This is a genomic window from Anabaena sp. 90 (assembly GCF_000312705.1).
GTDB classification, from domain to species: domain Bacteria; phylum Cyanobacteriota; class Cyanobacteriia; order Cyanobacteriales; family Nostocaceae; genus Dolichospermum; species Dolichospermum lemmermannii.
In genome coordinates, this window is the sequence record NC_019427.1 from 2604454 (window position 1) to 2630421 (window position 25968).

Genomic DNA, 25968 nt, shown 5'->3' on the forward strand with positions numbered 1-25968 from the left:
TATGATTGTAGCGGGCAAGATGCCCGCACCACAACATCTAGCTATTAGGATGATCAAATTTAGATGCGTAACAGCTAACCGGGTATTTAGCCTGGGGTTTTCACCTGACGGGCCATGTCTAAAAAGCTATTCATATTTACCCCTGGACGACGACGAGGACTATTCAGAGGAATGAGATATTTGGTGGCAAAATTGGTTTCCGTGGGGACTGATATTTTCACGGGTTCAGGCTTAATAACTTTTACTGCTGCTGGTGTAACTTTTGGTTCAGCTTTTGGTGCTACTGTTGCTGGTGCTTGAGTAACATTAGCTTCTTCAGCTTCTTCTTTTAGCTCTAAGTAGTAGTTATTACCTTTTTTACCAAAAAGTCCGGTAATAAAACCCACGATACCCGCAATGATATTTTTGATAAAGCCCATAAAAAATGCTCCTGGTTTGAATAGTCTAGAATGTGACCGAAATTATTAAAAATCACGGGTAATATTACATTTGATTGCGTTATCTGCGGTCAATTATTAGACCTACTGCTTGCTAATTAAAAGCCTACATTTACTACTAGCACCGCAGGGCGGAATTAAAAATTAACAATTAAAAATTAAAAAGCAGATTGTATAAGCTCTTTAGGGACTTTTAATGGTTATCTTACTTACGCTGTACTGTACTAGTAATTATTTTTAGGTTTTTTATGTTAACAACGGTATCCGGTAAATAACGCAAATTAATTATTAAATTTTATTATAACTATAAGATTATGAGAATTTATTTAATAAATCTTAATAATTTTTCGGCAGTCACAAATTTGGTATATTTTATATATTTTCGATTACAATACTGAGATAAATAATCAAGATTATGGCAACAAAACAGCAAAATCCCGTTTTATTAGTGCATGGGATTAACGATACTGGGGCAGTTTTCAATAAAATGGCATCTTATCTCAGAGAACAAGGTTTGTCTGTGCATACGGTGGATTTAGTCCCTAATAATGGTGCTGAGGTTCTGGATAAATTAGCGCAGCAGGTAGCTAATTATATAGCTACTACCTTTGAAGCAGAACAACCGTTTGATTTAGTTGGTTTTAGCATGGGTGGTCTTGTTAGCCGTTATTATATTCAGCGGTTGGGGGGAATAGATAGAGTCCAGCGATTTATCACCATTTCTTCACCCCATAAAGGGACTATAGTTGCTTATGGTACTTGGTTAGCTGGTGCTGTGCAAATGCGTCCTAATAGTGATTTTATCAATGATTTAAATTCTGATGTCGAAATGTTAAAGCAGTTAAATTTTACATCTATTTGGACACCTTATGATTTGATGATTTTACCTGCGGAAAGTTCGCAACTTGGTATAGACAAAGAAGTAATTTTACCCGTAATATTACATCCTTTAATGTTAACAGATATTAGGGCTTTAAGAATAGTAGCAAAAGCCTTAATAGCACCACTAAAACCATGAACTTGGATTTACCAAAAAATGCACTTCTTTTGTGTTTCTGAAAGATTCTTAGTCAGTAAAAGTAAATCTTTATATCCGAGAGTAGATGTACCATATAATGTTTGTTTATATCGTCTAGAAGTGTAATCAAAAAATATCGCAAATCTGTCTGAATTTATAGGTGGCTTACCACGATGAAAAATATTAGAAGTCTCGGCAATGATGACTGTACCAGCAATTCCTGTACATGATTTATAAACTTCTGAAGATATAACACCTTGCATAATCTTATCTTGGATGTAGCCAGATGTGTATTTTAAAGAATCAGATATTTTTGAGGTTAAAGATTTAGGAATATATTGAAATGGTCCATAATCTTCGCTAACATCATTTAAGTAAATGATAATCTTTAAGATTTTTCTATCTTCTTGATCTATGTGCCATAATCTCGAACCTGCTTCTAATTGATTGGCAATATCTCGACGAAAATATACACCTTGATAAGCTACTGGTAGACAAATATAATTTTCAACTATATTCAGTAACCGTTGTTCCAGTCCCCACAGGAAAATTTGGGGATACTTCATAATTTGTTCTGAACTAGCATGAACAACAATTTGATCTGAATGATTAAATGTATCCTCTGATATTTTTTGCATCAGGTATTGGGCAGATTTCCACATATCAATAGTAGATGTAATTCCCAATTTGTCTAATGTCGTTATGAAAACTCCTTCTCTTTTGATAATCTCAATTAAATCAATATCGTGTGCTGAAAGAAGAGGCAGATTTTGCAGATTTTTTTCTATAGCTTGTTGATAAAAGCAATCAGCTTGATATTTAAAAAATGGATATTGATAAATTTTCTTGAATATTTTCGTCCTAATTTTCAGTAAAATTTTATCCACAAATTCTTGTCCTTGTATTGTTAGAAATTAATTTCCATTACAAAAGAAGGGAACAGGGAACAGATAAGAAACACTCATTTGCAATGAGTTTTTCCTGTGAGAAAGTTGCCCATTCCCTGTTCCCTCTGAATTAGATTAATTTCAAAACTATGAATACAGCACTTTCCGGTGTTATGAGGTACATATCCAGCGGGCAAGACTTGTACTGAGCTTGTCGATAGCGCAGCGTGGCGTTAGCCATAGTATGCCCGCACTACAAGAGTTTCATAATTCAAGTTTGTACCTCATGAGAGCGAAATTTGCTGTATCTATCAATGGAATTGACATTAAGATATCTATTTTTATAATCATAAAAATCATACTATTGATACTTGTCATAATTAATTGGTTCTGTTTATGATAATTTGCATAAAAAAAGTGGATGTTTTTACCCACTTCACAATATTTATACTATCAGTATATGTGGCTTATTTACTGCCCTCTAAGTTTTATCACCAATTGCAGTATATTCAGTACCTTCAAAAATTGCCTTTGGATGACAATAATACTTAAATTCCATTAAGTTATAAAAAGGGTCTTCTAAAAAGAAAGTGCGATGTTCTAGAAGAGAATCAGTAAAGCGGTTTTTTGGTTCTTCTCGAAATTTTAGATCTTTGTTTTTTGCCCTTGCTAGTAATTCTTGCCAATCTTCTTCTTTGGTGAAAATTAGGCCAAAATGTCGCGGATAAATGGCTTTTTGTGGTGTTAAAATATCCTTGGTAACATGAGCTACTAATTGATGTCCATAAAGATTGAGAATCAAAGCATGAGGGCTTTCTCTTCCGGGTATGCAGCCTAAACCGTCCACATAAAAGGCTTTGGTTTGGGGAATATCAGCAACGGGAAAAGCGAGATGAAATAAAATTTTGTTCATAGATTGAGCAGTTATGTCTGATAATATTATGGCAAAAATACTCATAATTTAGCAGCCATGTTGTCTTTGATTGATTCTTTAAATCCCTGGTTAATGGGATTAGGCTTAAATACGATTTTACTGGGAATAGTAGCCATTATTCCCAAAAAGTTGCTCACGCCCGCAGGTATACTTAATGCTGGGTTATTGGGAATTATCATTTGGGGAACACTAGGTTGGCCAGGATATCTAGTGGTAGTGTTTTATTTTCTTGTTGGTTCTGGGGTAACACGGATTGGTATGGCAGAAAAAGAAGCCGCAGGAATTGCCGAAAAGCGTGCCGGTGCAAGAGGTCCAGAAAACGTATGGGGTTCAGCATTAATAGCGGCTTTGTGTGCGTTGGGACTGTTGGTTTTCCCTGATTTTAAATATTTACTATGTTTGGGTTATGTCGCCAGTTTTAGCACGAAACTATCTGATACTACCGCGAGTGAAGTTGGTAAAGCTTATGGTAGAAGCACCTTTTTAATTACGACATTGCAACCAGTTCCTAGAGGGACAGAAGGGGCGGTAAGTTTAGAAGGAACTCTAGCTGGTATGGTAGCATCAATAGCGATCGCACTCATTGGTTGGGGAGTAAATTTAATTAATCCTCTGGGGATAATTTGGACTGTCTTAGCTGCATTTATCGCTACCAATTTAGAAAGTGTCATTGGTGCAACTTTGCAATCTAAATATACTTGGCTTACCAATGAAGTTGTCAATATTATTAATACCTTGATTGGTGCAACTGCGGCAATTATCATGGCGTTAATTTACCAAAGTATCTTTGTTTAATTATTGACTCAACGCCAAGATTAATTGTTAAGTTTCTTTGAGGTAAGGGTTTAGTAATGCTAAACCTCTATAGGATCTAAAATTTCAATGTAAAAAAAGCCCCATATAATTATCAAGAGGCTAAAGAAAAGATATTCATTGTTAACAGATATTTGACTACATAGACAGATAAGGATCTATATTGCCAACTTCAAATTCACAAGCCCTAGAAACCACATCTGGAGGTAATTTATCAAAACTGATTAATGGTAAATAATCAGGATTATCTATGAGTTCCTTTGCTAATAAAAATCCAGCAATTGTCCAAGTTTGATATTTCCTCGCTTGTTTACCAATTAATCTCCCTTTTTTACCATCGTAATATTCTGGCCATTCATCTTCACTCAGTCTAGCTGTAGCAATTTCAATGGCTTTTTCTGCTAACTGTGGTTTTTTGGTTTTCACTGCTGCTGCTGCTAACATCCACATTAAAACAGGCCAACTTCCGGCATTATGATATGACCAAGGAATGTTTTTGGGATCACATCCTGTGACTACTCGATATTCTTCACCTTGTAAGGCAGGATAACAGATTTTAATAGGCATATCTCCTACTAAATCATCCCATCGTTTTTCAATCAGATTCATAATGGCTTGGGACTGTTCTTCAGTAGAAAGATCAGAAATCACAGCCATCAAATTTCCCAGAGTAAAGAACCGAGTATCCATTTGTGATGGTCCAACATTTCCCGCAAAATAACCACCTTTTTTCGGTAGCCATTTATCTAATTCATAATAAGGTAAAGAATCTGCATAGATATTGAAAAGATTGACCGCAGTTTTTCCGTATTCTTCACCTTTAAAGCGATAAATTGCATTCAGACGATTAATATCTATCCAATAATGCTGACGAATATGTCCACACAATAAAGGTAAGCGGTTATCAATTGCTTCGATAATATCCCCATTCCCTGTGCAAATTAGTAATTCTCTCGCAGCCCGTAAAGCCGCAAAAAATAGAACTTGAATTTCTAAAGGATGCCCATAAATCCCCATGCGTCTATCTATCATACAAGCACCGTCAGGAACTAACAGCGTGGGGTACATATCAAAACGATTGGCCAAACAGATATCCATAATTAACCTAATTCCTGTTTGGAATTCAGGTTGATAAGCTAAGGAAGAATCATTTGTAGCGACGACATAAGCCCGTAATAAAATTAGCCACCATAAACAAGAATCTACAGGTGTAACTCTAGCAATAGCGTGTTCACCAAAATCAGCTTCTAAAAATTCTTCCCCATTGGCAGAAACAACTTTGAAACTGGCTGGAATTAGCCCTCTACCGGGTTTATAGGCATCTAAGGCCTTTTCTTTCGGTTGCAACTTTAATGTTTCTTCTAGGAAATTTTTGACAATATCTGTTCTGCCTTTAATCAAAAAAATTAAAGCCGAAGAAACAAAATCTCGGATAAAACATTGGTCGTAATTTAGGGCTTCTACGGATGAATCATAAGCCGCTAGAGTTCCTACTGGCTGACCTTTGTAGTAGAGAATTGAATTCTCTAATGCAAGCCAAGCTTCATTTTCTATATTTTTACTTGTCTCTAATTTGTTTAGTTGCATTACCAGACTAACTCCATTTGGATAGTAGATTTGTTGGGAGTAGATGCACCTTTAATTATTCTTTATGCCCTTTTCATGATAACTTTGAAATAGCAAATATCAATCCAGTCAAAATACTAAAACTCGGTCAATGTCAAAATCTAACTGCATCATATTTAGCAGTTTTTTCAATCTCTGAAAATGCACTTTATTCTCCGTGTAAAATCACTTCAATAGAGTATATCTGCTTAATCAGGAATTGATCATGGACATGACAAAATATATTATTCCCCTACAACTTAACAATTTATAACGTTTTTTCCGAATATGCAATATAAACAATTAAAAAAAATTGAGGTATTAATACTGATGAAGCGATATATATTTTACAAGCTATTCATAAGCTGAAACCTTTGATATGCTTGATTGACTGCTTGCATGGCAGTTTTGGCACTGACAGAAGTGTTAATATCAGGATGATATAATCTGGCTAATCTCAAGTAGGCAAGTTTGACATCTTTGGGGTGAGTTTTCGGTTCTATGCCTAAAATTTCCCACCATTCCCCAGTTAAGGGTAAATCATCACTGCTGTGAACCTGCCGCCAAATCTTGAGAGTGCCACCTTTACCACCACTAATCAATATTTTACCATCTGGACTGAAAGCTAGGGGACTAAACCCAGAAATAGTTTCTAGCAATTCCCCAGTTTCAAGATTCCAAAGTTTGATAATTCCATCTTGACTACTACTAGCAATAATTTTACCATCAGGGTGAATAGCGATCGCAGAAATAGCCGTTGAGTGTTGATACCAAGTGTAGCATAATTCCCCAGTATGGAGATTCCATAATTTGATTGTACTATCTGCACCACCACTAATTAAACTTTGATTATCTGGAGTAATTACTAATGTATTGACTGCTGCTAAATGCTGATTAATGCTATAAAGTGGTTCACCAGTTTGTAAATTCCAGATTCTGATAGTTTTATCAGCACTGCCACTAACAAGAGTTGTAGAATCAGGACTAATAGCAATAGCTAAAACTGCATCTGTATGTCCATTTAAAGTGTGTTTAATCGTTCCTGTATAACTTCCCCAAACTCTGATAGTTTTATCCGTACTACCACTAACAATAATATTACCATTGGGACTGAAAACAAGTGCATTAACAAAACCATTATGACTATAGGGAGAAGTTAAATAAGAGGTTGTTTGAAAAGTATTATATCAAACCAGTAATCTCCAAAAACCTAACCCCCCTACCCCCCTTCCCTGCAAGGGAATGGGGGTTTTAAAGCCTCTCCCCTTGCAGGGGAGAGGTTTGGAGAGGGGTCAGTCTATACATTCAAAACTTTTCAAACATCCTCTAAGAGAATGTGCGATTATATTTTTTTGTTTCTAATTCCCAACTGCTGATTTTCCGATCTACACTACCACTAATTACCTGTTTTCCGTCGGGACTAATAGCTACAGATAACACAGCTTCAGCTTGTCCAGAAAAAGTATATAGCAACTTTCCAGTTTGCAAATTCCATAAATTAACTTGTCTGTCATTGCTACCACTAACTAAGGTTTTATTATCAGGATGAATAGCAACACTATTCACGGTGGCTGTGTGTCCTTTGAGGGTTTTCACACATTGCCAAACTTCCGTTATTTGAGGAGTTATATTTAATATTTTGGGTTCAACTTCTGGTTTAAATTGAGGAGATTTACCTTTGATTTTGGATTTTAATTGTTTTAATTCTTCCTCAATTTCTAAAGCTGTAAATTTGGCATTTATATCATCACCAGATAGTTCTAGTAATGCTTCCAAATAATAATAATCATCATCATTATTTAAAACTTTTGTTTCCATGCGTTCAAAAACTTGCATGGGAGTTTCCCTAAATTCAGAATCATCTAATAATTTAGCCACACCATAAGCAGCAAGTCCTAAAACTGCACCAATTCCTGTCATTGATACTGTACCAATACCAAAAGCTAAACCAATTTTAGGTGCAACAAATCCTATGCCACCGATAACATTAGAAACGCCAACACCACCAATAGCACCAATACCCATTGCACCAAAAACGGCGCTATCCCCTGCTGTAATTCCTTTAAAAGCACCATAAGCAGCAGCGCCAACAACCGCACCGGCAACAGTTACAGCAGCAGCACCTATTCCCACACCACCAAAGCCTCCAGCTATTCCCATACCTCCGACTGTGGAGGAGATACCCGCACCTGTTAAAGTTCCGGTGGTGATGAATGCTGCACCTGTTGGGGATGTTGGTTTCATGCTTACGTCAGAATCAGGATTTATAGGATTTAAGGATTGAACACTAAGTTGCTGGTAATTTAAGAACTAGATTTTTTTAACTTTTGTTTTTTCCGGCGTTTTTCTGTAATGGCTACACCATGTTCTACGGGATAACCAGCTACGGGAATTACCTGATATTTTCTGTCTGCTTCTAAATTTTTCAGTTCTGTGTAATCAACCCAGTGAATACAATCAACAGGACAGGTATCTATGGCTTCTTGAACTACCTCTTCTATATCTCCATCTTGACGGAGGACACGCGATCGCCCATAATCTTCTTCAATGAAAAAAGTATTTCGGGCAACATGGGCGCAATGTTTACAGCCAATACAGGTAATTTCATCAACATAAACACCTTTTTGCCGCACTAATCCGCCTAATTCCGGTTCTAAACCAGAACGTTCGGGGACATCTCGCAAAAGACTCCCTAATTCTGGTTCTAAACCGGAACGGTTATATTCCTCTTCTGGTGACGACGGCGGCAAATTAGACATTACGCACTCCAGCGTTGTACTACTAGGCGAATAGAACCATCTTTCTGTTGTTGTTGTTCGGCTACCTGGAAGCCAACTTTAGTAGTTTCTTTAACTACTGTTTGATAAGCATAACGTTGAGTTACTTGACGAACAAACCCATCCACAGATAGATTTTGTTGCCAATATTGTAAATCTGCAACTAATTCGTATTCTTGACCATTCCATCTAAAACCGATATCATAACCATTTTGCTGTTCAATTGTGACTTCGGCTGCATGAGTTTGACCACGATAACCCCGCACCTCACCAGGTCCAGGTTTCCAGTCTATTCCCAAGTCAGAAAGGGCATCTTTCAAGGATTCCAGATTACGGATCTGTGTCTTAATTTGGCTAAAGTGTGACATGGTGGTTTGTAATCAATGAAATTAACTAGTTGGAAAACTTACCATTCGCTGTGGGCGGTTTGTGTATCCACCACACTATTTTGTTGCGGGTTAGTGGCAAAAAACTCTGAGGTTGGTTCATTACTCAACACTCGTCCTAGCTGGGCTTCTATGGCTGCTGTTACCTCAGTACAAGATGCACCGATAATACCGGTGACTTTTTCTTGGACTCGACCATCTGGATAAATGATGAATTCTAATGTTTCCATGCTTTGAAAGCCAACCTAGATAGTATATTTGAACTTTGCTGGTTTACCAGACCTACTCAAAATTTAGGGATAGGAACTTAGATACAAATTTGCCACTTGTCTCATAATGTTCCATATTTAAGCACATATATTTCATAATGTTTACAAAAGTTATTATTTTAGATTAGTATTTACGTTCGTTAGTTATAAGTTTCTCTTAACCTGATCAATTAGTCAAGATGAGGACTGCTAAAGACCAAAAATTATCAAAAATCTGATTAAATAAAGCTTGTAGGCAAAATCCCTAGTCAGGAATGAATATGAAAAAAATCTAAAATTCATTGAAAGATCTTATCATTATCATTGAATTGAACCAAGTCATAGGTTTTACACTGGTGATCAGGTATAATTGTTACTGGCTCTGCCATAAATATTCACAGACATTACACTATATTACCAATTTTAAATAAAAATATGAGATTTAGAGACTGGGCGACTAGAGTAATACTAATTTTTTTGATGTTAGCTACCCTAACTTTGGCTGTATTCATTGGGGGTGCGAGACAACAACACAATCAGACAATTGCATCAACATCGGAAGGGACAACTGAGTATCAATATCCACCAGCGCAATTACAGTCAACAATAACTAAACCAGAAAAAAAGCGAAATTTAATCCCGTCTCCCGCAAAGATTAAAAAAATTAATCCTCTGTATATAACTACTAGAGATTTCGCTAATTATACACCTAATTTTGCCCAGGTTACAGTTGATCCTAGCAATTATGGCGATCGCTATACCGCAGATGTTAATGGTGTACCTTGTAATAATCAAGCCATTATTGTCCTTCATGAAACTACTAATTCTACTTCTAGCGCCATTAATTTTTTTCAAACACCTCATGATGATGAAAGTGTTCAAGCCAGTTATCATGCCATCATTACTTTAGAGGGAAAAGTTATTTATTTAGTTCCTCCAGAAAAACGCGCTTTTGGTGCTGGTAATTCAGTTTTTAAAGGTGCTAATGGTGTGGAAACTGTGCAAACTAATCCTAATTTACCCCCATCTGTAAATAATTTTGCTTATCATGTATCTCTAGAAACCCCGACCGATGCTTGGGGGAAAAGTAATATAGAAGCACATTCAGGATATACAGAAGCTCAATATAATTCTTTAGCTTGGTTAATTGCTCAAAGTCAAGTTCCAGATGATAGAATTACAACCCATCGTGCGGTAGATGTGGGGAATGGGAAAGTTGATCCTTTAAGTTTTGATGGTGAAAAGTTTATCAATAAATTGCATTCTTTTCGGCAATTACAAACTTTCAATTAGTTAGCAAAACAAAATTCTGAACATTTAATTTAGTTAAAACTTATGCAGAATCTCAAATAATGTGATTAAATTTAGAGGATATTTAACAAATAGATAGAATGCTTCATGCGTCGAGACTCCATTTTCTATAAACTATTTCAACAGTCTCCAACTTTGCTATTTGAACTGTTGACAAATCCACCCATAAATGCAGATGCTTACCGATTTGATTCGGTAGCTGTCAAAGAACCCAAGTTTGAAATAGATGGAGTATTTCTCCCCCCAGAAAATGAAGGTGCTGGGATTGTGTATTTCTGTGAGGTGCAGTTTCAAAAAGATGAACAACTTTATGAAAGAGTATTTGCAGAATCTTCACTATATTTCTATCGCAACCGCGTTAGATTTAGTGACTGGCAAGCAGTTATAATATATCCATCTCGCAATACCGAACAAAGGGACATTTACCCTCATAGAACCTTACTAAAAGGTGAACAAGTACATAGAGTGTATTTGAATGAATTGGGGGATATTCGTCAATTACCTCTATGGGTAGCATTGATGGTATTGACTACGGTGGAGGAAGAACAAGCGCCAGCAGCAGCACGGGATTTGTTAATAAGAACCCGTGAAGAAGATCCTCAACCATCAAGTCGCGCCATAATAGAGATGATCACGACTATCATGGTGTACAAGTTTGAAAAACTTAGCCGAATGGAGGTAGAGTCTATGCTAGGAATAACACTCAAGGAAACTAGAGTTTACCAAGAAATTAAGGAAGAAGGACGAGAGGAAGGACGAGAGGAAGGACGAGAAGAAGGACGAGAGGAAGCAACTGTTAATGTGATTATTCGACTGTTGACTAAGCGGTTTGGAAAAATCTCTGAGGAAATGCGTTCCTCAATTTCTAGTTTACCTTTGCCGGTTCTCGAAGATTTGAGCGAAGCATTGTTAGATTTTACCAGCTTTGCTGATATCCAAACTTGGTTAAAAGGGCGGGTAAATTAAATTATTTGGGCTGAATATTCGCGTAAGTTGCTAGTTAAGAAAAAAGGGAATAGGTGAAAATCAAAAACTTACCTATTTCCAAAATTACATTTTTTTCGCCAGTTAAGAAGCGTTAATACTGCTAATAGATAATTGCTCATTCAAAATTTTTTTGTTTTTGTAGTTTATCAATTAGAATATGTACTTTTGTTGATGGTTTTGTACATCCATTTTCGTTAGGATGATTTTGCTCTAATTTAATAGCATGACTAATTGCTTTTTCTTGATTGGATTTGAGTTTTTCATATAGCAATTTATCACTTTTATTATAATTTTCTCCTGGTCTTAAAATACCCTCTTTTCTCATTTCTGATTCTAGCTTTGGACGTAATTCTTTGTAACTACTAAAGGGACTGGTAGTATAACAACAATGGAGTAAAAACCAAAATTCAAAACAGGGTATTGATGTTATAGATTCAAAATCATGTTCTTTTGCTGTGCTGAGAGCTTGTTTATATTTTTCCGGTTTATTATCATCATCAAATATACAAAATACTTGATCATATTGTTTTTGTTGATATAGATCATAAGCTGTATTTACAATCTCTAAAGGATCTCCACCATTAGCGGAAACTATTTTAATCTTAATTGTTGATAATTTCAATTCACGTTTTAAAGAATCAAAGTAATTATATTCTGTTTGTTCACCCTCAACTACAATTAAAAGGTCTCCTCTAGGATTTTTATTCCCGGAACTTCGTTTTAAATTATTGGTAGATTTTCCCCGTGACATATTTTTAAAGACTCAACCCATTAATAAAAGGAATAGCACCATAGCGACCTAGTAAATAACCTTTTTGTAAAGATTCATCTTCACGAGGTCGAAAGTCGAACAATGAATATAGTTTTGTCATGCTGTTATCTTTCTCAGTAAACCACACTTGGTCAGGTCTGAATATTTCACCATCTAATAATGTAGTATCATGAGTTGTAAATATTAATTGAGCATTGTTTTTATTAATTTCTGGATTATTAAACATTTTTATTAATGCTTTAGAAAGAACTGGGTGTAAACTTCTATCTATTTCATCTATTATTAATATTTCTCCATTTTGCAATACATATAACCAATATCCTGCTATTTCAAATAAGCGTTTTGTACCATCAGATTCTTCATCAATTTCAAATTCTACCGTTTTATCAGAGTCATTCATTTTATGTACAGTGATAATATCTAATCTGCCAAAATCAGGAATATCTTTGCTTATTGCGTTGATTCCTAGCTTCTGCATTTCCTGTTGAATTCGATGAATCATATCATCATTTAATGTTTCAGGTATAATTTCAATTTTTAGATCAGCAATACCTATATCTGCTTCATTTAGTAATTTAACCATATAATTATAATAACCTTCATTATTTGTATCATCAACTATGAAGGGTGTATCTATATGAAGAATAATTTTTAGTTCATCTTGGAAAAAATCGAATACCTCTGTTAATTGAGGATGATTATTTTGTGCAGCATGAGATATAAATAAAGAATTAGAACGAACAAATCTTTGAATACGCTTTTTTTCCCCTTTTAATCCTTTACCAAAAGACCATTTATAACCTTCATTTGGTTCAAATGTTGGATTATCTGGTAGATATTCACGAGAAAACCAGTTTTGTTGAACTTCATTCGGATAAGCAATTAACCACTCTTCAAATACTCGTTCTCGATTTAAAGAAACTCCATATTCATAACGAATTTTTTCATGAATAAAAATCACTTCAAAACTACTAGGCTTTTTTGCTGTTTCACTATTTAATCTAAATGGTTCAACAGGTAATTTATCCCCAATTTGCATTCTACTAGCTGAGTTAATGACAAGATTTTTCAGAACTTGTATAGCTTTGAGTAAATTACTTTTACCAGAAGCATTTGGACCATAAATAGCAGCACTTGTAACTAAGCATAAATCATCATTATCAGGGACAGGAAAAGTATTACTATCTAGCATGGTTTCATTATCAGCAGCTACCATACTTAATGTTTGCTTTTCTTGGATTGAACGATAATTTTCTACACTAAATTCTACAAGCATGACTTTATTTTTAGTTGGTTATCTGTATATAACCCACAAATTATTATAAATAGTAAAAATTATACTTTTTGTCCTTGCTAATGTCTAGTTAATAGCAACTTTTATTTGTGGGGTTATTCAAGCATACATAAATAATCAACAAATAGCTCTAGTTATAAAACTAAAGCTATGATTAATCTATGGAAATTCAGCAAACCCTACTTACTAAAACTGTAAATGTGCTGTGTTTGAAAAATACCTTTTAAAGAAGAAGGTAGTACACCATCAGCGAAAGTTTGCCTATCTAACTGTACTTGCAAATTACTCAAAGGATCGCTACCTGTCGCAATCAGAAATTCCATTTTCTGAATATAGGGTAAAGTTGCAATTTCATCTAAAATCTGGCAAATTGCTTGCAGGTAAGGATGACCTTTTTGTTGATACCAATTGGATTCAGCAATATTAGCTTGGTCAAAACCTAAATGTACAGTTAAAGAGGGTTGATCAAATAAAGCGATTCCCAAGGGACGGGCTTCTTCCTGTAACAATAAATGTTGATTTTTGGATAAATACCGTAATTTCTCTAATCGTTCATAACGTTCAGTCACCGATTCCGGTTCATCTTGCCAATGTATGGCAACTGTAACTAGATAAGTTTGTAACAGCATATGTCCCAATTTCTTAGCTTTAGTAGCTAGGTAATAGGAATTAAAATCATTAGACTCAATTAAGAGGGGAACACGATCTACCACGTCTAATCCATAACCTTTGACACCAGCAATTTTACGGGGATTATTAGTGATCAAACGAATTTTTTTAATGCCCAAATCCATGAGAATTTGCGCTCCCATGCCATAATCACGCAAATCAGCAGGAAACCCTAAACGCTCATTTGCTTCCACTGTATCCAAGCCCATATCCTGCAAAGAATAGGCTTTCAACTTGTTAACTAAACCTATGCCCCGTCCCTCTTGACGTAGGTAAACAACGACACCTTGACCAGCATTTTCAATCATTTTTAATGCGGCTTGTAACTGCATCCGACAGTCGCAACGCAAAGATCCTAAAGCATCTCCTGTTAAACATTCCGAGTGCATTCGCACCATTACGGCTTCATCTCGGAAATTTGCTGGATCTCCCTTGACAATGGCGACGTGTTCTGTCCTATCTAGGGTGTGACGGTAGCCGTAAATATCAAATTGACCGAACTCGCTGGGTAGTTTGGTAACGATTTCTCGATATATCAGGCGATCATTTTGGAGACGATAACTGATTAAATCAGCAATGCTAATAATTTTCAGGTGATGATTTTTGGCATATTCCATTAACTGATGTAACCGCGCCATTGAACCATCAGGGTTTTGAATTTCGCAAATTACCCCGGCTGGATACAGTCCCGCTAGTCTGGATAGGTCTACAGCGGCTTCTGTATGTCCTGCCCGTTTGAGTACGCCTCCTGGTCTAGCCCGCAGGGGGAAAATATGACCAGGACGACGTAATTCTTCCGGTTTGGTGGCTGGGTTGAGGGTGACTTGGATCGTGCGGGCGCGGTCTTCGGCGGAAATGCCAGTGCTAACGCCCAAATGGGGACCAGCATCAATACTAACGGTAAAGGCGGTTTGGTTAGTATCTGTGAGTTTGCTGACCATTAATGGTAAGTCTAATTCATCAAGGCGATCGCCTGTCATTGCCAAACAAATCAGTCCTCTGGCTTCTACAGCCATGAAGTTGATCATATCCGGGGTGGCAAATTGGGCGGCGCAAATTAAATCACCTTCATTTTCTCGATTTTCGTCATCTACGACAACAATGACACGACCTGCTTTGAGATCGGCCAAAGCGGCATCAATAGGATCAAATTTAAAGGTTTGGGTAATATTAGGCTGTGACACAGAAAATTTCCAGCTATTAACGTAAAGTTTTTTAACAATTTCTTATTTTAGATTGTAGCTTGTTTATCGGAATTAGAGGTTTTGTGAGATAACTAAGTAGGTTAGCATTGAAAATCGTCGTTATGACAAGGCAAGAGGCAAGAGGCAAGAGTGAAGAGGGTTTGGGCGATTTTACTTTTCGTTACATATTTCGGTTTTTTTCCGTTCACCTACTTAAACTGTTACTTGACAATAAAATAGTTCATATATACTATTAATAGTTTAGAGTCCCGTATATACAGATTATTAAGCTATGAATTTCAATGATATAAGTAAATTACTAGGTAAACCCTACTTTCAAACGTCTAATTGTCTCATTTACAATTTAGATTGTTTAGAGGCAATGAAAATTTTACCAGATGAATCAATTAATTTAACTGTCACCAGTCCGCCGTATAATATTGGCAAGGAATATGAAAATTTATTACCATTGGACGATTATATAAATTGGTGTGAAAAATGGATAACAGAAGTTTATCGTCTGACTTTATGTGATGGAGCTTTTTGGCTAAATTTAGGTTATTTATCTATTAAAAATCGTGCTAAAGCAATTCCTATTTCCTATTTACTTTGGGATAAAATTCCTTTTTATTTAATTCAGGAAATTGTTTGGAATTATGGTGCTGGAGTCGCAGGAAGTAAGTTCTTTTCACCTAGAAATGAGAAATTTTTGTGGTATGTAAAAAATTCAGAAGCTTATACTTTTAATTTGGATGATATTCGTGATCCTAATGTTAAATATCCCAATCAAAAAAAGAATGGAAAAATCAAAGTTAATCCTTTAGGTAAAAATCCCACTGATGTTTGGGAATTTCCGAAAGTAACTTCTGGTAAAAACCGATCTTCCCAAGAAAGAACACCTCACCCAGCACAGTTCCCTATTGCTGTAATTGAAAGAATAATTAAAGCATCTTCCAATGAAAATCAAATAATTTTAGATCCATTTCTAGGTTCGGGTACTACTGCTGTGGTAGCTTTAGATTTAAACCGTGTGGTAATTGGGTTTGAAATTCGTGAGGAATATTGTGATATTGCTGCTAATAGAATTGATAATTTTTTGAGTGAGAAAAATAGTAGAGTTAAACAGTTATCACTGATTTGATAAAGGTAATTCAAGTAATTTATAACTATATACATCATTATTTAATGATGCACTTTGTCCAGTTGGTGAATCTTGGCCTTGCCAGTCTTCTTCATCTATCCATCCAAAGCGTACAAGTCTAATTTTAGGTTTAACTAAAGATGAGTTAGATTTTGTAAGATTTTTTTCAATTTTATCAAAATTAACCGTTAGATAGTATCCTGATTTATCTTTCTTGGTTCTTCCTGTTTTACTTTTTTGAGAAACACTTCTATTACCTGCTATCTTCCGAGAATTAGAAGATGTTTTAATTTCTACTGAAAAACTAGGATCTGGTATATAAACTCAATCTTTTTCTTTGGCATTCTCTTCACGTCGCCATAGTTGGGGATATCTACTAGATAACTCTAATGGAATTAATTCATGCAATAAATGACCAATAATCTGTGGACTGGGAAATATATCTTTTCCGATTTTATATCCGCGACTGGTAATACTAGATTCAAATATTTCCTCCCATACGCTCATGACAATTTCATATATTTCATTAACATCTAGAGGATGTTGTTCTATCAGTTCTTTAGTTTTATCTGCCCACTTTTCAACAGGAATACCATAATAAGGAGATACCATTTTTCAATCTAAACCTTTTAATAACTCACTGGGTGATATTCCCAGAGCCTGAGCAATACGGATAATATTTAACAAAGCAATATTTCTTTCACCACGTTCAACACCACCGATGTAGTTGCGATGTAGTCCTGACAGTTCTGCTAACTGTTCTTGGGAAAGATTTTGTGCTTTTCTGATTGTGCGAATGTATTCGCCAAACTTTTGAAGTTGAGAATTTTCTGTCACATAGCAAACATAATCTTTAGTGGTACTGATTTTCTACACACTATGAGTGTGATTATTTTTTAAAGATATTTGTGATTATAGGTACGCCAAAAGATCCGCTTTGCTATACAATGCAGCGAAAGTTCAATAATAAAGTCATCAGTAATTAGCTACTAGCTTGACTGCTGATGATTGATAATAGATAACTAAAAGTGGATAAGGATTTAAGATCATGGGAAATTTAAGACGCGTACCAGTTGGAATTGTTGGCGCGTCAGGGTATGGCGGAGTACAGCTAGTGCGACTGCTGATGGATCATCCTCAAGTGGAAATTGTTTATTTAGGTGGTGAAAGTAGTGCAGGTAAATCCTTTGCTGACCTTTACCCACAGTTCGGTAATATAGTAGATTTGCCCATTGAAGCAGTACAACCGGATATTATTGCTAGTCGTTGTGAAGTGGTATTTCTGTCTTTACCCAATGGACTGGCTTGCCAAATTGCTCCCCAACTTATAGAAAAAGGCTGCAAGGTACTGGATCTGAGTGCTGATTATCGCTTTGGTGATTTGAAAACTTATACAGATTGGTATGGTACAGAAAGAAGCGATCGCACCATAGCCGCGACAGCAGTTTATGGTTTACCAGAATTATACCGCGATCGCATTGCCGAATCAAATCTAATTGGCTGTCCCGGTTGCTATCCTACAGCCAGTTTACTGGCACTTTCCCCACTTTTAAAACAAGGGTTAATAGTCCCCGAAACAGCCATTATTGATGCCAAATCCGGCACATCTGGGGGCGGCAGACAAGCCAAAGTTAACCTGTTGTTAGCCGAAGCTGATAACTCTCTAGGTGCTTATAACGTTGGTAGACACCGCCACACGCCAGAAATTGAGCAGATTTGTAGTGAATTGGCAGGACATGAGGTAAAAATCCAATTTACACCCCACCTCATCCCCATGGTGCGGGGGATTTTAGCCACTGTGTACGCCACTATGCGCGATCCCGGTTTAGTCCGTGATGACCTCATTACTATCTACAGTGCCTTTTATCGTAATTCCCCTTGGGTGAAAATCTGCAATAGTGGCACTTATCCCCAAACTAAATGGGCGTGTGGCAGTAACAATTGTTATATCGGCATAGAAGTTGACCCCCGCACTGGTCGCGTTATCGTCATGTCAGCCATTGACAACCTGATAAAAGGTCAAGCCGGACAAGCGATTCAGTGTATGAACCTGATGCTAGGCTGGGATGAAACCTTGGGATTACCTAAAATTGGGTTTTATCCTTAAAAGGGAACAGGGAACAGGGAAAAAGGGAACAGGGAACAGGGAACAGGGAACAGAAGGCAAGAGGCAAAAGTTAATATTCTCCCCCTGCTTCCCCTGCTTCCCCTGCTTCCCCTGCTTCCCCTGCTTCCCCTGCTTCCCCTGCTTCCCCTGCTTCCCCTGCTTCCCCTGCTTCCCCTGCTTCCCCTACTTCCCCTGCTTCCCCTGCTTCCCCTGCTTTCTTCACTGTCACCTGTCACCTGTCACCTGTCACCTATTTCGGTCCTAAACCAACAGTACCAGCATAGACGGCGCGATCGCCTAATTCATGCTCAATGCGGAGGAGGCGATTGTATTTTGCTACCCGTTCACTGCGACACAGAGAACCGGTTTTAATTTGACCGGCGCGAGTAGCTACAGCTAAATCAGCAATGGTTGTATCTTCAGTTTCACCGGAACGATGGCTAATTACTGAACGGAAACCGTTGCGAGTGGCTAAATCAATGGTTTCTAAAGTTTCAGTTAGTGAACCGATTTGATTCAACTTAATCAAAATCGAGTTAGCGGCTTTTTGTTCAATGCCTTTTTGTAAGCGGGTGGCATTGGTGACAAATAAATCATCACCCACCAATTGTACTTTTGAGCCAATTTTCTGAGTTAGTAATTGCCAACTTTGCCAATCTTCCTCATGTAAACCATCTTCAATAGATACAATGGGATATTGGTCAACCAACTGACCTAAATAATCAATAAACTCAACAGGACTATGGGGTTTACCATCATAGACATACTGGCCATTTTTGTAAAATTCACTAGCAGCCACATCTAAAGCCAAAGCTACTTCTTCACCAGGTTTATAACCAGCTTGTTTAATCGCCGCTACCAGCAATTCTAAAGCCACTTGGTTAGATTCTAGATTAGGTGCAAAACCACCTTCATCACCCACACCAGTCAGCAAACCTTTATCATCTAACACTTTGCTGAGAGTCGCAAATACTTCCGCACCCCAACGCAAAGCTTCTTTAAAAGAAGGAGCGCCAATAGGGACAATCATAAACTCTTGAAAGTCTACGTTATTAGATGCGTGCGCTCCACCGTTGATCACATTCATTAAGGGGACTGGCAATAAATTTGCCAAAGGTCCACCCAAATAGCGATAGAGAGGAATATCTAAAGCTGCTGCACCTGCTTTGGCTGCTGCTAAGGAAATACCTAAAATGGCATTTGCGCCTAAGTTAGATTTGTTAGCTGAACCATCTGTAGCAATCATTGTCCGGTCTAACAATTCTTGGTTGAGGACATCCAAACCTAATAATTTGGGTGCTAATATCTCATTGGCGTTTTTTACCGCCGTGAGGACTCCTTTACCACCATAACGGCTTTTATCCCCATCTCGCAGTTCATGAGCCTCAAATGTGCCTGTGGAAGCACCGCTGGGAACTTGAGCTAGTCCGACTGCACCACCAGCTAAATGTACTTCCGCTTCTAGTGTAGGTCTTCCCCGTGAGTCGAGGATTTCGCGGGAGACAATGGCTTCAATAGCGGTGTCTAGAAATTTAGTCATTCGTGGTTTGTCCTTGATTTTGAGTATGTCGTCAGGGTTTAACCTTTACAGTTTACTAATAACCCAATCGCTAGTTTATGTGTTTCTGGGGGAAAATCGGCTGACATTAAAGAAGATTTCCAATCGTGACGGGTGATAATGCTCGCTGAGTATGGAAGGAAACATGGAATTTGTCAGAATCAGGATTTTTAGGATTATTTATACTGCTTGACTGTTTCTGAAGAAATTAGTTGCTATTTTTAATATTTAGGTACAAGATTCTGAGAATCCTCAAATCCTGTAAATCCTGATTCTGACTAATATGAATAAGAAAAGCGATCGCTCTTTTGAAGTGAATATTGCTATACAGCGATCGCTGTATAGCAATATTCAAGATTTAGCTAACTACCATTGAAGAGAATCTTAATCTTTTAGCCTTTTTGATTCAGAGTGGTAATTATTTCATACCCAATTTGAGTTTTTTGTTTTTTACTCTTAATATTTCGGATTTTAATGGAACTAATTTGATTAGCATTAGTCAAATGTGTTCCACCACAGGCTTCTTTTGTTAAACCACCAACATCCAATTTACGGACTCCTGATTCATCAACTATTGTCAGCGGCATACTATTTCTAATTACTTCATCAAGTCTTTCCTCTAGCATTAGCTTTAACTTATCTTCATCAATTGGACTACCTATAAATGTGACTTTAGCTTCTCCAGGAAAGTGATGTCCTTGGACGGCTTTTAAATTTGGTTCAATTTCTTCAGCTAAAGCAGCTAATATGTGTCCTGCGGAATGTAAAGACATTTGTTGAAAACGCCATTCTTCATCAACACGCAGTATAACCATACTTCCAATTTCAAAATCAGGTTTCTCCTTCACAATGTGATTAATTTGAATGAGATTGGGATTAGTAGGATCAAGAACTTCCTTTTGCACAAAGTCAACTTCCATGTCATTTATTCTTCCCTTATCTGAACGTTGACCTCCTCCTTGAGGGTGAAATATTGTTTCATCAACATGAATAGAATAGACATTATATCCACCGAATTCTATCTGCTGAATATCCGTAACTTTAGCTGTTGATTCATATTGGTACTGATGAATCATATACAATGGATTTGTGACAAGCTGCATAATTTAATTTCCTTGACTTAGTTTTGGCAAAATTTAGATGAATTTTTGAGACTACCTACTATTATTAATTCATTGAGAAAATTCTAACTCCAGTAGGTAAGTGGTAAATTATCGTTTCGATAACCAATAAAACATGAAGCTGTTAATCTATGTGTATTTCCTGGACGAATTGAATGAAGATTTTGGGCATTAAACAGAATTAAATCACCAGTAAATGCTTTAAGACTAGTTGATGGTTCTGGTAAATGACAATGATTAATACCATAAAGACCATCCGACTTATTTTGATAAGATCCATGATCTAAGCCAAATGACCAAAGTTCCAAATCACCTCCATTTTCAGGGACTTGAAGATATATATTCGCTGCTAACTGGGTTTTTATTGACTTTAAACTAGACTCATTTGAAACATTCCATGTAACCATATCTTGATGTGGAAGCACGTATGTTTCTGGTTCTATAACCCGACATAAACCCACAAACATTAATTGTTGATTATAACGTTCAATATTTGCTCCAGATGGCCATATTTCATCTAATTCTAATCGCAGAATATCTATAGGTGATAAGGATGGAGTAAAGTATTGCCGGATTCGATCAATTGATGGTTTAGCTGAGGTAAAATACTGACTTGCAATTTTCTCTGATGACTGAGTTTCAGAAAAAGATAAACCATATCTACCAACTTCACCAGGCGCATAAGCATAAAATTCATACTCATCTCGTAAAATTGTATCTGCACAGTTTTTTGCTTTATTTATGGGAAAATAATTAGGAACCCATATAGCTAATATTTCACCTCTTATGAGTTTTTTGAGAGACTCTAAATCTAATTTTTCTTGTTGGATGTAATTCATGTCTGATCTCCAATATTATTCAATTGAGTCAATTTTTACGCATATTGAATTTAATAGCAATTCAAAAAGTTCATAACTTTTATTTGTCAAAATTGCAACAAAATAGTAAAATTTTCATAAGATTCAGAAAAATATACTAAAAATTCAGAAAATTCAGTTATTATCAAATTAGTTGGGTAAATTTGTAATTATTCGTACATCTCTAACAAATGACTGCGGAAGAAGCATTGAAACTAGTGGAAGTTGCCAATAGCTGGGTTTTTGCCAAGCTAGAAGAAAACCTCTCAGATATCCAGAAGGCCATAATTCAACAGATATTAGAAGGTCAAAAGCTTAAAAATATTGAGTTTCTAGGCTATGCAAATAGTTCTATTCAGCGTGAATATGCGCCTAAGTTATGGAGACTGTTAGAGGAGGTAACAGGAGATGAAAAGGTCGGCGTGAAAAACCTACAGGTGATTCTAGAGAGATTGCAAAAACGCGAATTACCGAAAGTTTCAGACACCATAACAGCACAAGCTGAGGAAAGAGAAGGAGAAAACAGTCAAATACAAGAGATTTCAGAATCTTATATAGAGAATGTTCTATGCCATTCATCTGAGCGTGATTTTGTCGGACGTGACGCAGCTATTACCCATATCAACAAACTTGTAAATGAAGGTAGAAAAATAATTGTTATCCAAGCCGCAGGAGGAGTAGGAAAAACAACCTTAGCAAAGCAATATCTAACTCAATTTGACTTGATATTACCACTAGAAATGGCGAAAGATAAAGAAACTATTACTGCTGTTGAAAGTGTGGTTGAAGAATGGCTAAAACAATATTTTAAAGAAGAACCCGGAAGAGAATTTGGAATTACTTTATCAAGATTAAAAACACAATTAAAAACTCGCAAAGTAGGAGTATTAATTGATAACTTAGAACCTGCACTAGATGAAAAAGGAAGATTTGTTGAAAAACATAACGGTTATGTAAGATTATTGGGAATTTTGGCTGATGAAAATGTGCAATCTGTTACCCTAATTACTAGCAGAGAACGCTTATGTGATGACCGTGTGAATGGTATTTATCATTATCCTTTATCTGTGTTGGATGTAACCGCATGGAAAGAATTTTTTACATTTTATCAAATTAAAATTGATACCTTTTCATTGGCAGCAATGCACAAGGTTTATGGGGGTAATGCAAAAGCAATGGATATCCTCCTGGGGGTAATGAGAGAAGATTATAAAGGGGATATGGCCGCTTATTGGCAAGAAAATTGTACTTTCGTGGAAACGGAATTAAAAAATTTAGTTGAAAGTCAATTTAACCGGTTACAAATATTAGATACAGAAGCATATAAACTGCTTTGTCGGCTGGGATGTTTTCGTTATCAAGATGTACCCAGAGTTTCTATTGATGCGCTTTTAGCTTTACTTTGGGATATTTCTGAAGAGAAACAGAAAAATGTAATTAAGTCTTTGCGAAATCGGTGTTTAGTGGAGTTTGAAAAGGGAGAATACTGGTTACATCCAGTTATTCGGGAACAGGCGATAGAAAGATTGAAAGCAAGTGGAGAATGGGAAGAAGTAAATCATAAAGCGGCTGAGTTTTGGACTGAGAGCGTAAATACTATTGAAGCTATAAATGATGCTATAAGAGCATTTGAAGCTTACCATCATTATTTAGCTGTTCCTAATTATGAAGAAGCTGCTGCTGTGATTATAAAAGGGAGAGATAATAAATGGGAGCAAGGTGAGTACCTTGGTAGATCTTTCTATAGGATAGGTTTATTACAGCCAATGATTTCTGGAATTTTATTGTTATTAAATAATTTGAAAAATTGCTACTATTTAAGCTATCTTAATAACATTTTAGGAGATATATATTGGCATACTGGAGATATTAATAAATCTATTAAATGCCACCAAAATTCGAGATTTTTAGTAGTCAATTATTTAAGTTTAAAACATCAGATAAACGAAGAGCAGGATTTATTATTTAAACTCAAAAATCTTGAAATAGGGTCTTTTATGAATATAGGTATCTGTAAACTTGATTTATGGGAACTTGAAGAAGCAATCAATTTTTTTGAGATAACTGTTTCTATGTCTAAAACAACAGGTTATGATAGATGTTTAATTCCTGCACTTTTTGGCTTATCTTTTGCAAAATCATCTTTAAACTGGAAGGATGCAAAAAATGCAGATTTTCATTTAATTGCCAACTTACACTTTTATACCACTACAGTTGATAAAAAAGTAACTACATGGGCTACCATATGGCTTGTATATTTAGGTTTAACATATAAAAATTTGAGAAGTATAGAAAAATCTTTTGAAATGTATAACCAAGCTATTTCTTATGCAGAAGAAAGTAATTATACTCAAGTTAAAGCTAAAGCATTTACTGGTTTAGCAGAACTATATCGAATACAGGATGATTTTGAAAAAGCACTTTCCCATCATTCAGAATCAATCGAACTATTAGATAAAATCGGTGCTAAATGTGACTTAGCAGAAGCATATTACCAACTAGGTTTAACATATCAAAAAATGGGTGAAACCGAAAACAGCCACACCAACTTTAATGAAGCTATCCAACTATTCAACGAAATGGAAGCACCCAAACAAGTTGAGAAAGTGCAAAAAGCGAAAAGAGAAAATATTGATTCATAAAATGTAGGGGTTTAGCAATGCTAAACCCCTACCGCGTTGATATATAATCCTGAAAAATGCTATAATATAAACCAATCGCAAGCTATGTATGAAATATGAAAATAATTCTAGATAACTTAGAACCCAACTTAGTCGAAAATCTCAGATATCAAGCAGAACAACATGGACGGACTCTAGAGACTGAGTTGAAACTAATTTTAACACAAGCTGTTACCAAAAATCCTCAAGAAAATTTTCAGGAACAAACATTAATTCCCCTAGAAATATTAGCAGCACAGGTAAAAGAATCCTTAGATAATACAGGATATAATTCCCATGAGCAAATTATTGATTTAATTCAAGATGTCAAAAAAGAAATGGCTGAAGAACATTTATTAAAAGCACATCATCACAATGAGTTATGATATTCCTCAACGTATTTGTCATAATTTTTTCCAAAACTTCTGATTTTATTTTACACTTTATTTTAAGCTACAGAAAAATCTGTAAACTGCCGATATTCAGGACGAATAAACGCTAAAATAATATCATCCTTTTCTACTCCTAATTCCAATAATTCCGCAGTTATACCCCTTTCCGTACCATCCCATTCAATGCAGATTTTCCCATCAATAATTCGCAAATGAAACACCACTGCATGAACTCTACCTGTTTTATCCCAACCTGTATCCATTAACAAATAATTATCAGATTCTTGATCACAAATACATAAAGCCTCAATTTTTCCATGACTAGGTTTATACTTAGCGTGATTTCCAACAATACTAATTATAATTCTTCTGTATTTTTCTAACTTATCCATTGTACAATTACCTCCTGAATTGGATCGAAAATAATGTAATTAATCTGCTGTTGATCACTTAAAATATCTTGAATAGCTGGTTTAAGAAAAAAGTCTTGATAAGCAGCTTCAGGAATCGCTAAATATAATTTACGTTCTGGATTGATTCTTTTAATTAAACTAACATAAATATTATATTGTCCTAATGTTTTTTCTAATTCTGTAATTAAAGAAGGGCTATTAAAAACTTTTATTTCAATTACAATATTTTGCTGCATCTTCTGGGCAGCAAATAATTTTTCTGCTCCTAAATCAGCATATAAACGCAAGCCTTTGTATTCTAGTATAAAGGGGTCATCGGTAATTACCCATCCATCTTTGGTTAGAGCATTTTTAACTTGATTGTGATATAAATCGTACTGTGGCATTACTAAATCAA

The 25968-nt window shown here is 36.0% G+C and carries 27 protein-coding genes and 2 pseudogenes; 8 read left to right on the plus strand and 21 right to left on the minus strand.

The annotated features are described in order from the left end of the window. Positions 1-86: 86 nt before the first annotated feature. The gene (locus ANA_RS11340; RefSeq protein WP_015080206.1) at positions 87-419 is read right to left on the minus strand and encodes a hypothetical protein; all 333 of its coding nucleotides are present in this window, start codon (positions 417-419) and stop codon (positions 87-89) included. 433 nt (positions 420-852) lie between these two features. On the opposite strand from ANA_RS11340, the gene ANA_RS11345 reads away from it, so the two are divergent. Next, positions 853-1455, plus strand: coding sequence for an esterase/lipase family protein (locus ANA_RS11345; protein WP_015080207.1), 603 nt, complete (start codon positions 853-855; stop codon positions 1453-1455). A gap of 8 nt (positions 1456-1463) precedes the next feature. Here the strand turns inward: ANA_RS11345 and ANA_RS11350 are convergent, their stop codons facing one another. Then, the gene (locus tag ANA_RS11350; RefSeq protein ID WP_015080208.1) at positions 1464-2342 is read right to left on the minus strand and encodes a hypothetical protein; all 879 of its coding nucleotides are present in this window, start codon (positions 2340-2342) and stop codon (positions 1464-1466) included. A gap of 481 nt (positions 2343-2823) precedes the next feature. Continuing rightward, positions 2824-3255: a VOC family protein gene (locus tag ANA_RS11355; protein WP_015080209.1), complete on the minus strand. Its 432-nt coding sequence runs from the start codon at positions 3253-3255 to the stop codon at positions 2824-2826. Positions 3256-3312: 57 nt separating this feature from the next. Between ANA_RS11355 and ANA_RS11360 the strand changes: the two genes are divergently transcribed. Then, positions 3313-4071 carry a TIGR00297 family protein gene (locus ANA_RS11360; RefSeq protein WP_015080210.1) on the plus strand — a complete coding sequence of 253 codons (759 nt, stop codon included), beginning with the start codon at positions 3313-3315 and terminating at the stop codon, positions 4069-4071. A 156-nt stretch (positions 4072-4227) separates the two neighbouring features. Here ANA_RS11360 and ANA_RS11365 read toward each other — a convergent pair whose 3' ends face one another. The 7 genes and pseudogenes from ANA_RS11365 to ANA_RS11390 all read right to left on the minus strand — a co-directional run bounded on the left by ANA_RS11365 (position 4228) and on the right by ANA_RS11390 (position 9087). Beyond that, positions 4228-5676: a glycoside hydrolase 100 family protein gene (locus ANA_RS11365; protein WP_015080211.1), complete on the minus strand. Its 1449-nt coding sequence runs from the start codon at positions 5674-5676 to the stop codon at positions 4228-4230. Between the two features lie 365 nt (positions 5677-6041). Beyond that, positions 6042-6353 (minus strand): J domain-containing protein, encoded by a 312-nt coding sequence (locus ANA_RS27650; protein WP_051155177.1) that lies wholly within the window; start codon positions 6351-6353, stop codon positions 6042-6044. After that, a pseudogene (locus tag ANA_RS27655) lies at positions 6348-6830 on the minus strand (WD40 repeat domain-containing protein); the annotation flags it as partial. The pseudogene ANA_RS27655 and the gene ANA_RS27650, both read right to left, overlap by 6 nt. A 190-nt stretch (positions 6831-7020) precedes the next feature. Next, positions 7021-7938, minus strand: a complete 918-nt coding sequence (locus ANA_RS11375; RefSeq protein ID WP_041458388.1) for a hypothetical protein — start codon at positions 7936-7938, stop codon at positions 7021-7023. Positions 7939-7997: 59 nt separating this feature from the next. Continuing rightward, positions 7998-8453: a ferredoxin gene (locus tag ANA_RS11380; protein WP_015080212.1), complete on the minus strand. Its 456-nt coding sequence runs from the start codon at positions 8451-8453 to the stop codon at positions 7998-8000. Then, a complete protein-coding gene (locus tag ANA_RS11385; protein ID WP_015080213.1) occupies positions 8453-8839 on the minus strand; it encodes a DUF1257 domain-containing protein in 387 nt (128 codons plus the stop codon). The genes ANA_RS11380 and ANA_RS11385 overlap by 1 nt, the downstream gene beginning before the upstream one ends. 38 nt (positions 8840-8877) lie before the next feature. Beyond that, positions 8878-9087, minus strand: coding sequence for a DUF2997 domain-containing protein (locus ANA_RS11390; RefSeq protein WP_015080214.1), 210 nt, complete (start codon positions 9085-9087; stop codon positions 8878-8880). A gap of 453 nt (positions 9088-9540) precedes the next feature. Here ANA_RS11390 and ANA_RS11395 point away from each other — a divergent pair, with 453 nt between their 5' ends. After that, positions 9541-10398 carry a peptidoglycan recognition protein family protein gene (locus ANA_RS11395; protein WP_015080215.1) on the plus strand — a complete coding sequence of 286 codons (858 nt, stop codon included), beginning with the start codon at positions 9541-9543 and terminating at the stop codon, positions 10396-10398. A 105-nt stretch (positions 10399-10503) separates the two neighbouring features. Continuing rightward, positions 10504-11382: an Rpn family recombination-promoting nuclease/putative transposase gene (locus tag ANA_RS11400; RefSeq protein WP_015080216.1), complete on the plus strand. Its 879-nt coding sequence runs from the start codon at positions 10504-10506 to the stop codon at positions 11380-11382. 136 nt (positions 11383-11518) lie between these two features. Here ANA_RS11400 and ANA_RS11405 read toward each other — a convergent pair whose 3' ends face one another. The 3 genes from ANA_RS11405 to ribBA form a co-directional block, all read right to left on the minus strand. Next, positions 11519-12154, minus strand: a complete 636-nt coding sequence (locus ANA_RS11405; protein ID WP_015080217.1) for an RloB family protein — start codon at positions 12152-12154, stop codon at positions 11519-11521. 4 nt (positions 12155-12158) lie between these two features. Then, positions 12159-13451, minus strand: coding sequence for an AAA family ATPase (locus ANA_RS11410; protein ID WP_015080218.1), 1293 nt, complete (start codon positions 13449-13451; stop codon positions 12159-12161). 197 nt (positions 13452-13648) lie between these two features. Then, positions 13649-15322: a bifunctional 3,4-dihydroxy-2-butanone-4-phosphate synthase/GTP cyclohydrolase II gene (gene ribBA / locus ANA_RS11415; protein ID WP_015080219.1), complete on the minus strand. Its 1674-nt coding sequence runs from the start codon at positions 15320-15322 to the stop codon at positions 13649-13651. Between the two features lie 382 nt (positions 15323-15704). Here ribBA and ANA_RS11420 point away from each other — a divergent pair, with 382 nt between their 5' ends. Continuing rightward, positions 15705-16463 (plus strand): DNA-methyltransferase, encoded by a 759-nt coding sequence (locus ANA_RS11420; RefSeq protein ID WP_235081814.1) that lies wholly within the window; start codon positions 15705-15707, stop codon positions 16461-16463. Here the strand turns inward: ANA_RS11420 and ANA_RS27660 are convergent. Then, a pseudogene (locus tag ANA_RS27660) lies at positions 16452-17075 on the minus strand (ScaI family restriction endonuclease). The gene ANA_RS11420 and the pseudogene ANA_RS27660 overlap by 12 nt on opposite strands. Before the next feature lie 3 nt (positions 17076-17078). Beyond that, positions 17079-17300 (minus strand): helix-turn-helix domain-containing protein, encoded by a 222-nt coding sequence (locus ANA_RS11430; RefSeq protein ID WP_015080221.1) that lies wholly within the window; start codon positions 17298-17300, stop codon positions 17079-17081. Between the two features lie 211 nt (positions 17301-17511). Between ANA_RS11430 and argC the strand changes: the two genes are divergently transcribed. After that, positions 17512-18570 (plus strand): N-acetyl-gamma-glutamyl-phosphate reductase, encoded by a 1059-nt coding sequence (gene argC, locus ANA_RS11435; protein ID WP_015080222.1) that lies wholly within the window; start codon positions 17512-17514, stop codon positions 18568-18570. Between the two features lie 70 nt (positions 18571-18640). Here argC and ANA_RS27665 read toward each other — a convergent pair whose 3' ends face one another. The 4 genes from ANA_RS27665 to ANA_RS11455 form a co-directional block, all read right to left on the minus strand. Then, the gene (locus ANA_RS27665) at positions 18641-18799 is read right to left on the minus strand and encodes a hypothetical protein (RefSeq protein WP_041457993.1); all 159 of its coding nucleotides are present in this window, start codon (positions 18797-18799) and stop codon (positions 18641-18643) included. A gap of 21 nt (positions 18800-18820) precedes the next feature. Then, on the minus strand, positions 18821-20110 hold the full coding sequence (eno, locus tag ANA_RS11445) for a phosphopyruvate hydratase (protein ID WP_015080223.1): 1290 nt from the start codon (positions 20108-20110) through the stop codon (positions 18821-18823). Positions 20111-20520: 410 nt separating this feature from the next. Beyond that, positions 20521-21231: a serine-tRNA(Ala) deacylase AlaX gene (locus ANA_RS11450; protein WP_015080224.1), complete on the minus strand. Its 711-nt coding sequence runs from the start codon at positions 21229-21231 to the stop codon at positions 20521-20523. 83 nt (positions 21232-21314) lie between these two features. Continuing rightward, positions 21315-22088 carry a 2OG-Fe(II)-dependent halogenase WelO5 family protein gene (locus ANA_RS11455; protein WP_015080225.1) on the minus strand — a complete coding sequence of 258 codons (774 nt, stop codon included), beginning with the start codon at positions 22086-22088 and terminating at the stop codon, positions 21315-21317. Between the two features lie 209 nt (positions 22089-22297). Between ANA_RS11455 and ANA_RS11460 the strand changes: the two genes are divergently transcribed. Together ANA_RS11460 and ANA_RS11465 are read left to right on the plus strand one after the other, a co-directional pair. Continuing rightward, positions 22298-24748 (plus strand): tetratricopeptide repeat protein, encoded by a 2451-nt coding sequence (locus tag ANA_RS11460; RefSeq protein WP_015080226.1) that lies wholly within the window; start codon positions 22298-22300, stop codon positions 24746-24748. 95 nt (positions 24749-24843) lie between these two features. Beyond that, a complete protein-coding gene (locus ANA_RS11465) occupies positions 24844-25152 on the plus strand; it encodes a FitA-like ribbon-helix-helix domain-containing protein (protein WP_015080227.1) in 309 nt (102 codons plus the stop codon). A gap of 62 nt (positions 25153-25214) precedes the next feature. Here ANA_RS11465 and ANA_RS11470 read toward each other — a convergent pair whose 3' ends face one another. After that, positions 25215-25550, minus strand: coding sequence for a XisI protein (locus ANA_RS11470; protein ID WP_015080228.1), 336 nt, complete (start codon positions 25548-25550; stop codon positions 25215-25217). Further along, positions 25538-25957 carry an element excision factor XisH family protein gene (locus ANA_RS11475; protein WP_015080229.1) on the minus strand — a complete coding sequence of 140 codons (420 nt, stop codon included), beginning with the start codon at positions 25955-25957 and terminating at the stop codon, positions 25538-25540. Before ANA_RS11475 ends, ANA_RS11470 begins: the two co-directional genes overlap by 13 nt. Positions 25958-25968 lie beyond the last annotated feature (11 nt).

Excerpts from the sequence above, each read along its gene's own strand:
- ANA_RS11405 (WP_015080217.1), bottom strand. The coding sequence starts at position 12,154 with ATGTCACGGGGAAAATCTACCAATAATTTAAAACGAAGTTCCGGGAAT.
- argC (WP_015080222.1), top strand. The coding sequence starts at position 17,512 with ATGGGAAATTTAAGACGCGTACCAGTTGGAATTGTTGGCGCGTCAGGG.
- eno (WP_015080223.1), bottom strand. The coding sequence starts at position 20,110 with ATGACTAAATTTCTAGACACCGCTATTGAAGCCATTGTCTCCCGCGAA.
- ANA_RS11475 (WP_015080229.1), bottom strand. The coding sequence starts at position 25,957 with ATGCCACAGTACGATTTATATCACAATCAAGTTAAAAATGCTCTAACC.
- ANA_RS11410 (WP_015080218.1), bottom strand. The coding sequence starts at position 13,451 with ATGCTTGTAGAATTTAGTGTAGAAAATTATCGTTCAATCCAAGAAAAG.
- ANA_RS11355 (WP_015080209.1), bottom strand. The coding sequence starts at position 3,255 with ATGAACAAAATTTTATTTCATCTCGCTTTTCCCGTTGCTGATATTCCC.
- ANA_RS11420 (WP_235081814.1), top strand. The coding sequence starts at position 15,705 with ATGAAAATTTTACCAGATGAATCAATTAATTTAACTGTCACCAGTCCG.
- ANA_RS11465 (WP_015080227.1), top strand. The coding sequence starts at position 24,844 with ATGAAAATAATTCTAGATAACTTAGAACCCAACTTAGTCGAAAATCTC.
- ANA_RS11470 (WP_015080228.1), bottom strand. The coding sequence starts at position 25,550 with ATGGATAAGTTAGAAAAATACAGAAGAATTATAATTAGTATTGTTGGA.
- ANA_RS11380 (WP_015080212.1), bottom strand. The coding sequence starts at position 8,453 with ATGTCTAATTTGCCGCCGTCGTCACCAGAAGAGGAATATAACCGTTCC.
- ANA_RS11395 (WP_015080215.1), top strand. The coding sequence starts at position 9,541 with ATGAGATTTAGAGACTGGGCGACTAGAGTAATACTAATTTTTTTGATG.
- ANA_RS11390 (WP_015080214.1), bottom strand. The coding sequence starts at position 9,087 with ATGGAAACATTAGAATTCATCATTTATCCAGATGGTCGAGTCCAAGAA.
- ANA_RS11400 (WP_015080216.1), top strand. The coding sequence starts at position 10,504 with ATGCGTCGAGACTCCATTTTCTATAAACTATTTCAACAGTCTCCAACT.
- ANA_RS11340 (WP_015080206.1), bottom strand. The coding sequence starts at position 419 with ATGGGCTTTATCAAAAATATCATTGCGGGTATCGTGGGTTTTATTACC.
- ANA_RS11385 (WP_015080213.1), bottom strand. The coding sequence starts at position 8,839 with ATGTCACACTTTAGCCAAATTAAGACACAGATCCGTAATCTGGAATCC.
- ANA_RS11360 (WP_015080210.1), top strand. The coding sequence starts at position 3,313 with ATGTTGTCTTTGATTGATTCTTTAAATCCCTGGTTAATGGGATTAGGC.
- ANA_RS11460 (WP_015080226.1), top strand. The coding sequence starts at position 22,298 with ATGACTGCGGAAGAAGCATTGAAACTAGTGGAAGTTGCCAATAGCTGG.
- ANA_RS11450 (WP_015080224.1), bottom strand. The coding sequence starts at position 21,231 with ATGCAGCTTGTCACAAATCCATTGTATATGATTCATCAGTACCAATAT.
- ANA_RS11365 (WP_015080211.1), bottom strand. The coding sequence starts at position 5,676 with ATGCAACTAAACAAATTAGAGACAAGTAAAAATATAGAAAATGAAGCT.
- ANA_RS11345 (WP_015080207.1), top strand. The coding sequence starts at position 853 with ATGGCAACAAAACAGCAAAATCCCGTTTTATTAGTGCATGGGATTAAC.
- ANA_RS11375 (WP_041458388.1), bottom strand. The coding sequence starts at position 7,938 with ATGAAACCAACATCCCCAACAGGTGCAGCATTCATCACCACCGGAACT.
- ANA_RS11455 (WP_015080225.1), bottom strand. The coding sequence starts at position 22,088 with ATGAATTACATCCAACAAGAAAAATTAGATTTAGAGTCTCTCAAAAAA.